The following is a 15,035-nucleotide window of genomic DNA, read 5'->3' on the forward strand; positions in this document are numbered from 1 at the left end:
GTTTTTAATGATATCAACTATGTTTTCATTTCCTGATTGTGATATTTCATATGTATCTTTAAAATCATTTTTTGATGACTACAACTGACACTTCGTTTACTCCAATGATTCTTTGCTCAATTTTTTCAACAGTTCCTGAAACTGAGCTATGTATGTTGGCTGAAATCAATCCATCTTTTGCGCCAATCAACGTTCCTATTTTCACTTCTTGACCAATAGAAACAACAATTTTTGCAGGTTTACCGATATGCATATTCATTGGTAAGATAATCTGCTTGGGAGCACTTAGCTCTGTGATTGATTCTAACTTGGTTAGCCACTTATTTTTTGGAACCGTAACACCGCCAAGCTTTTTTTATTCTAAAAAACATTGATTTTCCTTCCTTCTAATTAGAAATTTTTTTACTTATCTGTAAATAAAAAAATAGTACACTAGTGCAATCTCCACAACGACTAGTTGCATCGTTAAACCCCAAATTTCATATTTTTCTCTCTTCATTTTATCTCTTAACTGTTTTCACTATTAAATTTAGTGTATCAAGTTGATTCATTTTAATTGTTATTTTTTCCCGCTAAGTGCCTAAAGTTGAACTTGCCATCCTTCAAAAAAATCGAGCATTTCTCTTTAGCTCAGTAAATAAATAGAATGAAACGTTTTCTATATCAAATTCTTGATCACAATATTTTTCAGACGAAGATTAAATTCAATATTTTCCTGTTATCTTCCTAATTTTAGCAACTTATAAATACAAAAAAACAAGCATCATTTTGATAGACAAAATAATGTTTGTTTTTTCTGTTTTCATTTAATCTTATTTGCGCTTCGTCTCAAACAATGGACTAACTGGTTTATTTTCATGAATACGTTTGATTGCATCCCCAATTAATTCACCCACGCTAACTTCATCAATTTTATCGATTTTGCGGTCATCAGATAAGTAAATGGAGTCTGTTACAACTAAACGTTCAATAGCAGAATCTTCGATACGCTGTAAAGCAGGACCAGATAATACTGGGTGAGTACATGAAGCATATACTTCTTTGGCACCCGCTTCTTTTAGTGCGTTGGCTGCAAGTGAAATCGTTCCAGCTGTGTCGATCATGTCATCGATCAAGACACATGTTTTACCTTCTACATGTCCAATGATATTCATCACTTCAGCAACATTTGCTTTTGGACGACGTTTATCAATGATTGCGATTGGTGATTTCAAGTACTCAGCTAGTTTACGTGCACGTGTCACACCACCGTGGTCAGGAGAAACAACAACCACATCATCACCCTTGATATCTCGTTCAAGGAAGTAATCAGCAATCAATGGTGCACCCATTAAATGATCCACTGGGATATCAAAAAATCCTTGAATTTGAACTGCATGTAAATCCAATGTCAACATTCTTGTTGCACCAGCTTTTTCAAGCATATTTGCTACAAGCTTAGCTGTGATCGGCTCACGAGCGCGAGCTTTACGATCTTGGCGCGCATAGCCATAATAAGGCATAACAACGTTGATTGTTTTGGCACTTGCGCGTTTTAAGGCATCGATCATGATCAATAATTCCATCAAGTTATCATTGACAGGACTACTTGTTGATTGGATGATGTAAACATGCGAACCACGAATACTTTCTTCGATATTCACTTGAATTTCACCATCGCTAAATTGATTTACAGAACATTTTCCTAATTCTACGCCAACAGCTTCTGCGATTTTTTCCGCTAGTGGACGATTCGAGTTAAGAGAGAAGATTTTCAATCTTGGATCAAAATAATGTTTTGACATGGGGACCTCCGCTTTCTTTTACTGAACAATAGTTTCCTTATAAATAGTAGTCACTTTTTCAAAATAAATCAAGTGATTTTAGGGTATTCCTACAAATTAATACAAATTTCTCATAAAAAATTGCCGCTAGCTTTCAATAAAAATCTGGAGAAGTAAAAATATGTCAAATTTGTCATTTTCATTGAAAAATTTATAGAAATTTCTAATGACAACATCGAAAATATATATTACTATTTAAATAGTTTCAAAAATGAAAGCGCATTATATCTATAAATCCTATTTAATTTTTATTGTCTATTTTCTACAGGATTAAACGATTTGTTCCGCTTTTGGTCGTTATCTAGCTGCACAAATCAATCCTTAGGAAAATAGACAAATGGCCCTTGAGACAGAAAGCATCTCTATGTCCATTTCCTAATTTTCTACAGGATTAAACGATTTGTTCCGCTTTTACTGAGAATCACAGTGACAAGAATTGAACTGATGATGAACAGTACAAGGTGGAGCGAAGTGGAACGTTGTTACTAATATTAAGGAGGAATTTTGTGAAAAAGTCTGTTTTGAAGAAAGTACAAGTCGGGTTACAGGTATTAATGGTTTCTACGTTACTGGCAAGCACTGGTGCAACAACAGTACTAGCTATTGATCATGCATTAGCAGGTGAAACGAAAACAAAAACAGAAAGCACTACAGTTTCAAGTACTACATCAACTGAACAAACAAAAGAGCAGCAAACAGCTACAGCTGCTGATACACCGCAACGATTGACGATTTTAGGAACCTCTGATGTTCACGGTCAATTATGGAACTGGTCTTATGAAGATGACCAACAAACGCCTGTCGGACTCGCACAAGTTAGCTCAGTCGTCGCAAATGTTCGATCAGAAAATCCTAATGGTACGATCCTGATTGATAATGGGGATATGAATCAAGGAACGATTTTAACGGATGATTTATATAACAAAGCACCTCTGATCGATCAACCAAATCCAATGATCAAGGCAATGAACTACATGAACTATGACGCAATGGTTTTGGGGAACCATGAGTTTAATTTTGGCTTGGATTTGATCAAAAAGCTTGATAATGAAGCAGAATTTCCAATCTTATCTGCCAATACCTACGTCAAAGAAACAAATGAGCATTTTGTTGGCGGCACTATGAAAAAAGAAATCGACATCGATGGTGACGGTACTAAGGATCTAACGGTAGGGATCATCGGTTTAACAACACCTCAAATTCCTTTGTGGGACGGTGCTAAGGTTGATAGTCTCTATTTTAATCCGTTAAAAGAAGAAGCTGAAAAAGCGGTCGCTGAATTGCAGGATGAAACGGATATTATCATCGCTTCCATTCATGCTGGTCGTCAAAGTTCCGATCCAGCTGCCAGTGCAGATCAAGTGATCAACAATGTTTCGGGTATCGATGCCTATATTTTAGGTCATGACCATCGCTCGTTCGCCGAACAGCTTCAAAGTCCAGATGGCTTAGTTCCTGTAGGCGGTCCCAAAGACACTGGAACGGAGCTCGTGCGGATCGATCTTGATATTGCAAAAACAGAAGACAAATGGCAGGTCACCAACAGTAATGCGGCAATCGTCGATACCAAAACAGTTGCTGCTGATGAAGCTTTAAAAGAACAAACCCAGGAATACCACGACACAACAAGAAACTTTATTTCCGAAAAAATAGGAACGGCAACAGCGGACTTTTTACCGCCTGAAGAAGTTAAAGGAATTCCAGAAGCTCAGTTACGCCCAACTGCGATGATTTCACTGATCAACAATGTACAACGTAAAGCGACAGGCGCACAACTTGCAGCTTCAGCCCTATTTAAAGCAGATAGTAAACTAAACGCTGGCGACATTTCTTATTCGAATATCTTTGATATCTATAAATATCCGAATACCCTAGTCAGTGTCAACATCACTGGTGAAAATTTATTGAAATACATGGAAAACCAAGCGGATTACTACAACACACCAGGACCAGACGATTTAACGATCAGCTTCAACTCAAATATCCGTGTGTATAATTATGATATTGTTTCCGGCATTTCATACAAAATCGATATTTCTAAACCAAGCGGCAGCCGCATCATTGATCCCACAATTGATGGAAAACCTGTAGACTTAAATGCAACTTACACAATGGCAATGAACAATTACCGTTACGAAGGCTTACTGGCACAAGGACTAGTCACAGAAGAACCTCTTGTCTCAACTGATCCAGAAACACTACGTGGATTGATCGCAGATTATATCCGTGAAAAACAAACCCTTGATCCAGCAGAGGAAATCGAAGAAAACTGGGAAATCATTGGCTATCAATTTGATAAAAAATGGCGTGATCTGGCTGTTCAATTAGTAAATGACGGCATTCTGCATACAGAACCTGCTGCAGACGGACGCACACCAAATGTAAAACCAATCACCAAAGAAGATGTACGAAATGCAGGCTATGAACCAACCTCAATCACGATCATGCACACAAATGACGTTCACGGACGTTTAGAAGGTAATGGCAGTGATGTTTTAGGAATGGCACGTTTAAAGAGCTATAAAGATCTGATCCAGCCTGATCTTATGATCGATGTGGGCGATGTATTCCAAGGGTTGCCGATTTCTAATTTCTCTAAAGGCATGGATATGGCTAAAGTGATGAACGAAGTGGGCTATGATGCGATGGCTGTTGGAAATCACGAATTTGACTTTGGCTTCGACACAGCAATGGATTACAAGGACGCATTAAATTTCCCGATTCTTTCTAATAATACATTCAAAGATGGCAAACTAGCTTTTGAACCATATACGATCATAGAAAAAAATGAAAAGACTTATGCTGTCATCGGTGTAACAACACCTGAAACGGCAACAAAAACTCATCCAAACAATATCGTTGGTGTTACTTTTGCCGATCCGATCGAGGAAACAAAAAAAGCCATCAACGAAATCAAAGCATCCGGCAAAACTATTGATGCTTATGTGGTAGCTGGTCACTTAGGGATAGACGAAACCACTCCTCATGAATGGCGCGGCGACACCTTAGCCGAAAGTTTAAGCAAAACATTTACTGATTTAAATATTACTGTTTTAGATGGTCATTCGCATACAGCTGTGGCTGGCGGCAAACGTTTTGGAAATGTCATCTATACACAAACAGGAAATTATTTGAACAATGTTGGTTTAGTTGATGTTGATTTAAAAGATCTTAGCAAAAAAACAGCTTCATTGACTCCTGCAACAGAATTAGCAGATCTTGCTGAAAATCCAGCAGTCAAAGCGTTAGTCGATGAAGCCAAAGCAAACTTTGAAGCTTGGGGCGCTGAAGTTGTTATTGAAAATAATCCGTACCAATTTAATGGAGAACGTGACAATGTCCGTACGCGTGAAACCAATTTAGGAAACCTGATTGGGGATGCGATGCTCCATTATGGACAAGACGGATTTAAACACAAAACAGACTTCGCAGTCACAAACGGCGGCGGTATTCGAGCAAATATCGAACCTGGACAAGTGACCTTAGGTGATGTCATCGCTGTGTTACCGTTTGGCAACAGTATTTCTCAAATTCAAGTAACAGGCGCACAGGTAAAAGAGATGTTTGAGCTGTCTCTGCGTTCTATGGCGCAAAAAGACGAGAACGGCAATATCATCCTTGATGAATACAATCAACCGAAACTTGGCGCAAACGGCGGATTCCTACATGTATCGAGTACGATTCGTGTTTACTACGATTCAACGAAAAAAGGTTCCCTACTACCCGCAGATGAAGGAAATGGAACGGATAAAACAATTGTCGGCGAGCGTGTCCTACGTGTTGAGGTTCAAGACCGCACGACGGGTGAATTTGCACCAATCGACGAAAAAGCAACCTACTATATGGCGACAAATGACTTTTTAGCAGCTGGCGGCGACGGATATGATATGTTAGGCGGCGAACGTGAAGAAGGTCCTTCCTTGGACACTGTCTTGATTGACTATTTGAAACAAGCATCAACACTTCGTCTGTATGAGGCAGCGACAAATATCGATCTTGCACAATACAAAGAGGCTTTCCCAGGTGAACGGATCGTTTCGATTTCAGAGGCTGATTTCAATGATAAATTCAAACCTGAACCAATACCTAACCCAAATCCTGATCCTAAACCGAAGCCTGAACCAGAACCTGATCCAGAACCTGATCCTAAAGATCCAAAAGCGCCTAATAAAGACAAAAAACCAGACAAAAAAACAGCAGATTATCCAAAAATGGGTGAAAAAGCAGTTGCTTATGGTAGCTTAGGCGTTATAATCATTGGTCTTTCTGGCTATGGTATTTATGAATACAATAGAAAACGAAAAATAAGTTAACCAAGAAAAACTGACTTTAATGTACGCAAAAAAAGGCGAGACAAAAGCGTTTAGCTCCGGAGGAGTTGCTTTTGTCTCGCTGTTTATTCGGATCTAGACTCTAGGATAAAACTGATTTTTCGTTTTATCCTAGAGTCTTTGATTCTTTAATTATTCAAATACGGAAGTTTTTTAGCATAGCCAGCCTTATTTTCCTGTCTTGCTCTGGCAATCGCTAAATCGTACTCACTTACATCATTCGTGATCGTTGAGCCTGCCGCAATCACTGAATTTGCTGCAATATCTACAGGTGCGATCAAGCTCGTTGATGACCCAATAAAGGCATGGTCGCCCACCGTTGTGCGGTGTTTGTTTTTCCCATCATAATTTACAAAAACGACCCCGCAGCCAACATTGATATCTTTACCTAGATCAGCATCTCCCACATAAGTTAAATGACCAACCTTGGTATGTTCAGCAATCGTAGCATTTTTTACTTCTACAAAGTTGCCGACATGGACATGTTCGCCAATTTCAGCTTTAGGACGAAGATGCGCAAACGGACCGACATCGGCATTTTTCCGCACGATACTTTCTTCAACAACCGATTGAGTGATTTTTACGTTATCTTCGATTACACTGTCAATAATTTGTGAATGTGCGCCAATGAAGCAATCCTCACCGATCACTGTTTTCCCTTTTATATGGACACCAGCCTCGATCACTGTATCAGAACCGATCACTGCACCTTCATCGATATACGTTGTATCTGGATCGACAAACGTCACACCGTTCATCATATGCATCTTATTCAAGCGTTGATACATGATTTTATTCGCTAAAGCCAACGCAACACGATCATTGATCCCCATCGCTTCTTCAAAATCAGACATTTGATAGGCAGCAATGGCTTTTCCTTCTTTTTTAAGGATCTCAATAATGTCCGTTAAGTAGTATTCTCCTTGAGCGTTATTCGTATTGATTTTAGACAACGCATTAAACAGCGCTTCATTATCAAAACAGAAGGTTCCTGTATTGATTTCCTGTACACGCGCTTCTTGTTCAGTGGCATCTTTTTGTTCGACGATTTTTTCAACAATTCCGATATGGTCACGAATGATGCGTCCATATCCAGTCGGATCTGCTGCATGTGCCGTTAAAATCGTTGCACTGGCATTTTTCCCTTGATGGTAATCAAACAGATTCTTTAACGTTTCTGCTGTTAAAAGCGGCGTGTCACCAGTAATAACAAGTGTTGTACCCTTTTTATCAGCTAATAGTGAATTTGCCTGTAAAACAGCATGTCCTGTCCCTAACTGTTCTTCCTGTAAAGCATATTGGCTACGCTCGCCTAGATGGCTTTTGATGGCTTCAGCCCCATGACCAACGATTGTTACAACTTCACTTGGATTGGTTTTTTCTACCTGATCTATAATGTGTTCTACCATTGGTTTTCCAGCAACAGGATGCAACACTTTATACAATTTTGACTTCATTCGTGTTCCTTTACCGGCAGCGAGGATGATAACATATCTGTTTTCCAATTACTTCACTCCTAAGCGTGTATTTATTTTTAGTTAGTCTTTTCAATATGATTTAGAATCATGTTTTAGTTTAGCTTACTCCTTGTTGTTTTTCAACTGAACCAATTTCTTTTTTACTATACCAATTACCTAAAAGTGCGTTATAATAGGAGAAAATTTATATAAACTGATGAATCGTCATTTATTTAGGTGCGTAAATCAATCCTTAGGAAAATAGATAAATTGTCAGTGAGACAAAAATCGTCTCACTATCAATTTCCTAATTTTCTACTGGATTAAGTGATTTGTTCCGCTTTTGCTGAGAATCACAACGAAAGGATTTGAGTTGATGATGAACAGTACAAGACTTTCGTAAGAAAGTGTTGATCATTAGTATTATCCAGCTGCTCAAGCCAACCTCTCGGAAAAAAGATAAAAATAAATTATGGCAAATAACGCCATATTTTATTTTTCCTATTTTTCTGTCAAGGCTAAACGGCTTGTTCCGCTTTTGCTGAGAATCACAACGAAAGGATTTGAGTTGATAATGAACAGTACAAGACTTTCGTAAGAAAGTGTTGATCATTAGTATTATCCAGCTACTCAAATCAATCCTTAGGAAAATAGATAAATTGTCAGTGAGACAAAAATCGTCTCAATGTCAATTTCCTAATTTTCTACTGGATTAAGCGATTTGTTCCGCTTTTATTTTAAGGGGGTGATAATATGATACTTTTACAAACACACGTATCTCAATCAAAAGCCCGAGTTGGTTTCTATATATAAAGTGCTTTGGTTGATTTAAGGATCTCCTTTGACACCAAGTACTTTATCACTTTTGATTGATAGAGAGGAAATCCATTATGACTAACAAACTACAACCATATCAATATAATTTTATAAGAAAACAAGCCAATATTTTACTTCAGGCACATCTATCTGTAAATGACAAAAATACAGTAAAAACACTAGAAGCAATCGTGCTTGAAAAAATCAATGAACAATTCGGTGAAAACCACGAAGAACTTCAACCATTACTGGAAGGTTTCTTGGAAGCTGCTACTTCAAAACCAAGACTGGAACATTTTTTAGAGGGTCTTAAAGAAGCTGTTGTTCCGTTCACGCCACCTTCTAAGCAACAACTGACCAAACTATTTAAAAAGACGAAAAAGCTAAAAATTCCTGAATGGGATGAGCTGGATCTTAGAGACTATACATTCTACAGCTGGAATGACAGCGGCAAACAACAAAAATTTATTGTTGCTTTAATCGATGGTCAATTTATTGGCGTACAAGGTAGTATTTCACCAGCAATCCAAAAAGGCATTTGTCCGATTTGTCATGAAACATCTGAAGTTGCGCTTTTCATGTCGAAAGTAAAAGAATCTGGTGATGGTATGTACACCAAACGTGGAAATTACATTTGCTATGATAGTGAAAAATGCAACCATAACATCGAGCGGAAAGAAGAATTAGAAGCTTTCGTTCAGAACGTCAAATATACGAAATAGTGACTCTATAAGGTCGCACAATTTCGAGAGAGCGGGACAAATCGGATTTTTAGTTTTGTCCCGCTCTCTCATTTTTTATTTTCTGCACAAAATGAGACAGCAATTTTTTATTCTGCATGAAGCTCTTTTCCCATAATCAAATCAATCTGCTCATCTTCTCCCATAAAGAAAGAGTGTTGACCCAAATGAACAAAGCCCAATTTTTTATAAAACGCCAACGCAGGTAGATTTCGCTCCCAAACGCCTAGCCAAAGGATTTTTTTCCCTAATTCTGTCGCTCTCATCTCGGCCATTTCATATAGTTTTCTCCCTAAGCCCAGCCGTTTAAAGGTAGCATCAACGTAAATCCGTTCAATTTCCATTCCGTTCTTATCGATTTTCTCAGTTTGAGCATTTCCCACATTCAACTTCAAATATCCAGCGAGTTGCTCATCTTTATAAATAAAATAAAACTCTGACTCTTTATTTTTAAGTTCTTTTGTTAACTTTTCCTCGGTATATGCAGTAGACAAATAGTGCTGTAAATCTTCTGGGTCATTGTCCTTAGCAAAAGTATCCGAGAATGTCTTAATGCTTAATTGTCTCAAATTCTCTACATCTTTCAAATCTATTTTTTTGATTTCAATCATAATCTACTCTCCCTAAGCAAATTTCTACAAGTTTTTTCAAATACTATAAAATCTGGCTTCTTTTTATCTTTCTATTATGTATAAAAGTATAACGCTTTTCAACTCTTTTGAGCGCTGGGAATGTAAAGATAAAGGACCAAATTAAGCTAAAAACACAGCAACTCACACTATTTATTGTTTCGCTCGCTATTTTAAATCCTCTTTCATTCAGTTATACTTATTCGTGATGAATAACGTAAAACGAACGAGAGAGGGTTTTGAAGGTATGATTTACCAAATATCCGCACTAACTGACTGGAGTAAAAAAAATAAAGCACTTCTGCTTATGACAGTTATCATTTATCAACTCGCTATTTTAGCAATCGGACTTGTGAATTTTCCTTATATGGATGATACAGTCCGACAACAAGCTGGAAACACAGACTTTGCAAGTACTTACTCGAGATGGGGCAGCGAGGTCGCGTCTTGGTTGGTACAAGGAAGCCGACATTTGACGGATATGGGTCTTCTCACGCACATTCTAACGGGTTTTATTTTAGCTATTTCGAGTATTATCGTAGTCTATACATTGAATAATAAGACCTTACGATTCTTTCCCTTAGTCGTCTCTACCTTGATTGGATTGAATCCTTGGTTTTTACAATGTATCAGTTTCAGATTCGATAGTCCGTACATGGCATTAAGTATTTTATTCTCTGTGCTCCCATTTCTTTGGTGGGAAAGTAAACGAAGTATTTTTTTTATTCTGTCTACTTTCAGTATTTTTATGATGTGCAACACCTATCAGGCTTCTTCAGGAATCTATATTATCATGGTACTGGCACTAGCGTTAAAAACGTTACTAGCTGGCGGAAAAATAAGTGACCCATTAAAAAAAGTATTCCTTTCAGCTGGCGCATATATTGTTGCGATGCTGATGTATTTTATAGAAACTAAATTCAATCCCGAGTTGGCAGCTCGTGGCGGCAATGTTGCTATTGCTAAGTTAAGGGATATTCCTGCTACCTTATTTACAAATAGCTCCATGTATTTACAACAAATTTCTGATCAGAGTACCAAGATTTGGTTCATTCTTTTTCTTTTTTTGATTATCTTTTTTATTGTGTTTAGTGTCAAAAATGCCAAGATCACTCCTTTTAAAAGTCTGATATACCTAGTTTTATATTTGATTTTAGGTGCTATTTTAAGTTATGGCGTATTTTTAATATTCCCAGAAAAATTGGCTCTTGCTGCGCCAAGATATGCGTATGGATTTGGTGTTTTTACATCGATCACCTGCATTCTATTATTGGACTACAAGCTAACACAGCCGATACTGAATGTTACTGTCAAGGGAACAGCTGGCCTTTTTTGTTTTTATTTGCTTTCATTTCCGTTCGTTTTTGCTTCTTCTTTGTACTATCAAAAGGGAGCCTTTGAGCGGCAAAGTGTTATGCTTGCAATGACATTAAAAAATCTTGTGACTACTGAAACCAAAGAAGTCTATGCATCAATGCTCTTTAAAGACTCGCCTGTTTTCGACAATACCAAACGAAATTATCCTATCTTACAAGACATGGTGCCGCCAAATACAGCAATCTTTTTTCCTAATCAAGTGGTATTTAAAACATACACTGGCATGAATATCATGATCCAACCCTTTGATCTTGCTAGCTTTGATAAAGAACACAGCGAATTGAAGTCGACAGATTATTATTATGATATTTATGAAAAGGAGAAAAAACTATATATTTTAGTTAAGTAGAAAATGGGCTTAGTAAAAAGCGCCTTCGGCTTATTTCCGAAGGCGCTGCTTTTTTACCACTATTTATTCAGACTTTAGGAACTTCATAACTAACTCGAAACGTCTTGAGCCAGTTCTTTTCTTCTATTTCTCACTGCATAGACCAATGTCCAACCAAGCGCAAAAATGTTAACTGGGAGCAGTAGTGCATCGATCACGGTTTCCATCTCTCTTAATGACAACCCGTTAAATACATTCAAATTGGCAATCTGTGAAAAGTCTAAATAGATAAAGAGCATGACGAGCAACCAGACCAGACAAAGAATTACGGACAAAATAAACACTAAGATACTCGGAATCCTTCGCTTCAACCACAGCTTCCTCAATAGAACAACGACCAACACATTAATCAAATAAGGAACTACTTTCATAAAAACTATAATCGTAGCAATCGTATCATCAATAAAACAAAACGGAATAACCACTAAACCTAATACCATTAACGGTAAAAAAGCGATGAACAGTGGCTGATTACGCTTATATAGATTATTATTCCACCATTTTTTATATCGCTCTACGAAAGAATCCATGATCAAATCAAAAACAGATTTTTCATTGTCCTCTTTGTTTTTCTTTGGACTAAGATAATATTTAGCAGAAATAGTAAATAATACGTATAAACTTAATAAAATCAGACAAATACCACCAATATTTTTTAGCGGATTACTACTATATTCACTTTCAAAATAATAAATAAAATTCATATCCGTTAAGAGCAATACGCCCCACAACAACGTATACGCACCAATAAACTTCCAATAACATCGTTTTAAAAAATGCCATTCCTTGATACTATTCTTCATAAAGGGTACCCATATAGCTCCTAGGGGAATCAGACAACTGAAAAAAAAGAGTCCTGCTGAAAACAGTAAAAGCCACATCCCCGCTAAAGTAAACAAATAATAGTGGAGTATTTGAGAAACACCAAAAATAGAAACACCCGCTACCACAACACCAGCTACCCGCCTTTCCCATTCAGCTTGTTCACGCCCTAGTCTAAGCGCTACCTTATGTGTTACTTGATTGAATGAATACAATTTTACTATCAACCAAAAAAAGAACGCATGTATTGGATAGGCAGCTAGTATATAAATGTAAACACTATCCAGAAAACCACCTCAATCAACTCCATTTTCTTTCACTACATCGAACCGCCATTTAGCCGATAGACTTCTGCTAAATCTTCCTTACTAAACGGACGATCTCGATAATAAAATGCACGGTCCTGTTCATTGATTTCACGCAGTACCTTACAAGGATTCCCAACTGCGACTGAATTCGCTGGAATATCTTTCGTCACAATGCTTCCTGCACCGATCACACTATTTTCACCAATTGTTACTCCCGGACAAATCGTCGTATTCGCACCGATCCAGCAATTGTCTTCGATCGTTACTGGATCACCATACATCAAACGTCGATACTCTGGATGAATGGGATGGCCAACTGTAGCAATGGTCACACTGGGACCAAAAGCAACCTTATTGCCAATTTTGATTTTTGCATCATCAATAAACTGACAGCCCATATTCAAGTAACATTCTTCACCAAGCTCGATATTGTAGCCATAACAAAAATAAAACGGTGGTTCGATCCATGCATTGATCTTTACTCCAAAAATCTCATCTAAAAGTGTAAATCTCTTTTCGATTTCATCTGGAAACGTTTGATTAAACTGCATCATTCGTTTTTTTGCCTGCATTCGTTCTTCTGGAAGATTTTCACAATTATCTAAAAACAATTTCCCTGTGCGAATTCTTTCTCTCATTGTCATCACTTATCACTCCTTTTCCTTTTAGTATACGCTATCACTTTACTGAAGAGATAGCTTCTCAACAAAAAAAGTGAAACGAAAGGAAAAAATACTTCTGTCTCACTCTTTGTGTCTTAATCTATTTATTTTTCTGCTAAATCGTTTGTTTTACCAAAGTAGGATGAACGACCATAACACGTCTTAGAAAAGGAAATTCACTGATCATAAGGTCAAATTCTTCGCCTGAATCAAGATATTCAGTTGTTCCTTCAACGTAAAAACCAGCCCCTGCACCGATCGTTCCTTGCACTTCTCTGGAAGCCATTGTCATTTTTACTTGATTATTGATCGCTAAATCTGCTTCTGTCGAATGCATTCCTGCCATTGGCAATAAAATCCGACCATCTTCTGTCAACTTCAAATAGCTGTTCCAGGTATTGGTGACATGCGCATCATTATTCGCCCACGTCGTCAAAGAAACAGGCCCTTCATGCATTAAAACTTCTTTAAATTTTTCATCAAACATACAAAATCCTCCTATTTATTACAGATAACTCAAATAAAACATTTAGACATTCCCAGCTAAAGCAATCAATAGGTTCCTTCTTCCCCTTGTGAGGTTAAAATGATTGGACCCGTTTCTGTAATGGCAATACTATGCTCATACTGACAGCTCAAACTACCGTCTTTTGTTTTAGCACACCAGCCATTTGACTCCATTTGCATTTCCCAAGAACCCGCATTGACCATTGGTTCTATAGTGATCGTCATGCCTTCTTTTAACCGTATTCCTTTTCCTTGTTCGCCATAATGCGCAAAAAACGGTTCCTCATGAATGGTCGGACCAATACCATGAGCAATAAAATCTCGAACCACACTATATCCTTGCGACTCAACATAGGTTTGAATCGCATGTCCAATATCTCCCACTCGATTCCCAACTTTCGCCTGTTCAATACCTAAATACAATGCTTTTTTAGTAACATTCATTAAACGCTTCGTTTCTTCTGTTGTTTCTCCCACCGCATATGCCCAACAAGAATCTGAAATTGCACCGTTTAAATCGATGCACATATCCACTTTAATTAGATCGCCATCTTTTAGCGCTTTTTTTCTAGGAAAGCCGTGACAGATTTCATCATTGATGCTGCAGCAAGTAGCGTATTCATAGTCTTCGAACCCAATTTGAGCAGCAATACCGCCATGACGTTCAATATACTGACGGACAAATACTTCAATATCCCAACTGGTAATTCCTGGCTTAATAAAGGTACGTAATTGCTTATGTACATCTGCTAATAATGCTCCTGAAGCTTCCATTTTAGCTATTTCTCTTTTTGATTTTAGTGTAATCAATTTTTTTCCTCTTCTCTTAAAGGTAGTCATACATATGCAAAATATCATTTTTCAGAGTATACCATTTAAGTATACTACGTTTGAAACAGATTAGTAGATCCGGACTCTCATTTTTGCTTGGTTTAGAATAAAGACCGTGTTCATCAGCTATCTCCTGTAGATTTTTATAATATATTATCCATTAAAGAGCCTATAGTCAGAATATGCATGCTGGTATGAAAAGATTGAAATACAAAAACAGACTTATCCCCTTTAAAATAAGGAGAGCAAGAAGTTCTTAATGATAAAAGAATATATTGAGAATCATTTTTGCTGATTTAATTATACCGCAGTTATGTTAACTAAATAAAATCGCAGCTATTTAT

General features: G+C 37.4%; 11 protein-coding genes. 3 read left to right on the forward strand and 8 right to left on the reverse strand.

Features of this window, described 5'->3' with window-relative positions:
* Window positions 1-64: 64 nt before the first annotated feature.
* Window positions 65-298, reverse strand: a complete 234-nt coding sequence (locus BCR25_RS20705; protein WP_245792122.1) for a hypothetical protein — start codon at window positions 296-298, stop codon at window positions 65-67.
* 514 nt (window positions 299-812) lie between these two features.
* Window positions 813-1,784, reverse strand: a complete 972-nt coding sequence (locus BCR25_RS08305; protein WP_069663149.1) for a ribose-phosphate diphosphokinase — start codon at window positions 1,782-1,784, stop codon at window positions 813-815.
* Window positions 1,785-2,329: 545 nt separating this feature from the next.
* Here BCR25_RS08305 and BCR25_RS08310 point away from each other — a divergent pair.
* Window positions 2,330-6,136, forward strand: coding sequence for a 5'-nucleotidase C-terminal domain-containing protein (locus tag BCR25_RS08310; RefSeq protein WP_069663150.1), 3,807 nt, complete (start codon window positions 2,330-2,332; stop codon window positions 6,134-6,136).
* Window positions 6,137-6,282: 146 nt separating this feature from the next.
* Here the strand turns inward: BCR25_RS08310 and glmU are convergent, their stop codons facing one another.
* A complete protein-coding gene (glmU, locus tag BCR25_RS08315; RefSeq protein WP_069663151.1) occupies window positions 6,283-7,659 on the reverse strand; it encodes a bifunctional UDP-N-acetylglucosamine diphosphorylase/glucosamine-1-phosphate N-acetyltransferase GlmU in 1,377 nt (458 codons plus the stop codon).
* Between the two features lie 842 nt (window positions 7,660-8,501).
* Between glmU and BCR25_RS08320 the strand changes: the two genes are divergently transcribed.
* Entirely contained in the window at window positions 8,502-9,149 is a 648-nt protein-coding gene (locus BCR25_RS08320; RefSeq protein ID WP_069663152.1) for a FusB/FusC family EF-G-binding protein, read from the forward strand.
* 107 nt (window positions 9,150-9,256) lie between these two features.
* Here the strand turns inward: BCR25_RS08320 and BCR25_RS08325 are convergent, their stop codons facing one another.
* Window positions 9,257-9,778 (reverse strand): GNAT family N-acetyltransferase, encoded by a 522-nt coding sequence (locus BCR25_RS08325; RefSeq protein WP_281247169.1) that lies wholly within the window; start codon window positions 9,776-9,778, stop codon window positions 9,257-9,259.
* Between the two features lie 265 nt (window positions 9,779-10,043).
* Between BCR25_RS08325 and BCR25_RS08330 the strand changes: the two genes are divergently transcribed.
* A complete protein-coding gene (locus BCR25_RS08330) occupies window positions 10,044-11,522 on the forward strand; it encodes a glucosyltransferase domain-containing protein (protein ID WP_069663154.1) in 1,479 nt (492 codons plus the stop codon).
* 89 nt (window positions 11,523-11,611) lie between these two features.
* On the opposite strand, the gene BCR25_RS08335 is transcribed toward BCR25_RS08330, so the two are convergent.
* From BCR25_RS08335 to map, 4 genes are all read right to left on the reverse strand, one after another.
* Complete coding sequence (locus BCR25_RS08335) at window positions 11,612-12,598, reverse strand: hypothetical protein (RefSeq protein WP_069663155.1); 987 nt, start codon at window positions 12,596-12,598, stop codon at window positions 11,612-11,614.
* 104 nt (window positions 12,599-12,702) lie between these two features.
* Complete coding sequence (locus tag BCR25_RS08340) at window positions 12,703-13,335, reverse strand: sugar O-acetyltransferase (RefSeq protein ID WP_069663156.1); 633 nt, start codon at window positions 13,333-13,335, stop codon at window positions 12,703-12,705.
* Window positions 13,336-13,468: 133 nt separating this feature from the next.
* On the reverse strand, window positions 13,469-13,840 hold the full coding sequence (locus tag BCR25_RS08345; protein ID WP_069663157.1) for a pyridoxamine 5'-phosphate oxidase family protein: 372 nt from the start codon (window positions 13,838-13,840) through the stop codon (window positions 13,469-13,471).
* 65 nt (window positions 13,841-13,905) lie between these two features.
* Entirely contained in the window at window positions 13,906-14,670 is a 765-nt protein-coding gene (gene map, locus BCR25_RS08350) for a type I methionyl aminopeptidase (RefSeq protein ID WP_069663158.1), read from the reverse strand.
* Window positions 14,671-15,035: the final 365 nt, after the last annotated feature.

The sequence above is a fragment of the Enterococcus termitis genome (genome assembly GCF_001730305.1).
Taxonomy (GTDB): domain Bacteria; phylum Bacillota; class Bacilli; order Lactobacillales; family Enterococcaceae; genus Enterococcus_L; species Enterococcus_L termitis.

What these genes read in the sequence shown, in the direction of transcription:
- BCR25_RS08340 (WP_069663156.1), bottom strand. Translation starts at nt 13,335, where the DNA reads ATGACAATGAGAGAAAGAATTCGCACAGGGAAATTGTTTTTAGATAAT.
- BCR25_RS08345 (WP_069663157.1), bottom strand. Translation starts at nt 13,840, where the DNA reads ATGTTTGATGAAAAATTTAAAGAAGTTTTAATGCATGAAGGGCCTGTT.
- BCR25_RS08325 (WP_281247169.1), bottom strand. Translation starts at nt 9,778, where the DNA reads ATGATTGAAATCAAAAAAATAGATTTGAAAGATGTAGAGAATTTGAGA.
- BCR25_RS08330 (WP_069663154.1), top strand. Translation starts at nt 10,044, where the DNA reads ATGATTTACCAAATATCCGCACTAACTGACTGGAGTAAAAAAAATAAA.
- BCR25_RS08320 (WP_069663152.1), top strand. Translation starts at nt 8,502, where the DNA reads ATGACTAACAAACTACAACCATATCAATATAATTTTATAAGAAAACAA.
- BCR25_RS08305 (WP_069663149.1), bottom strand. Translation starts at nt 1,784, where the DNA reads ATGTCAAAACATTATTTTGATCCAAGATTGAAAATCTTCTCTCTTAAC.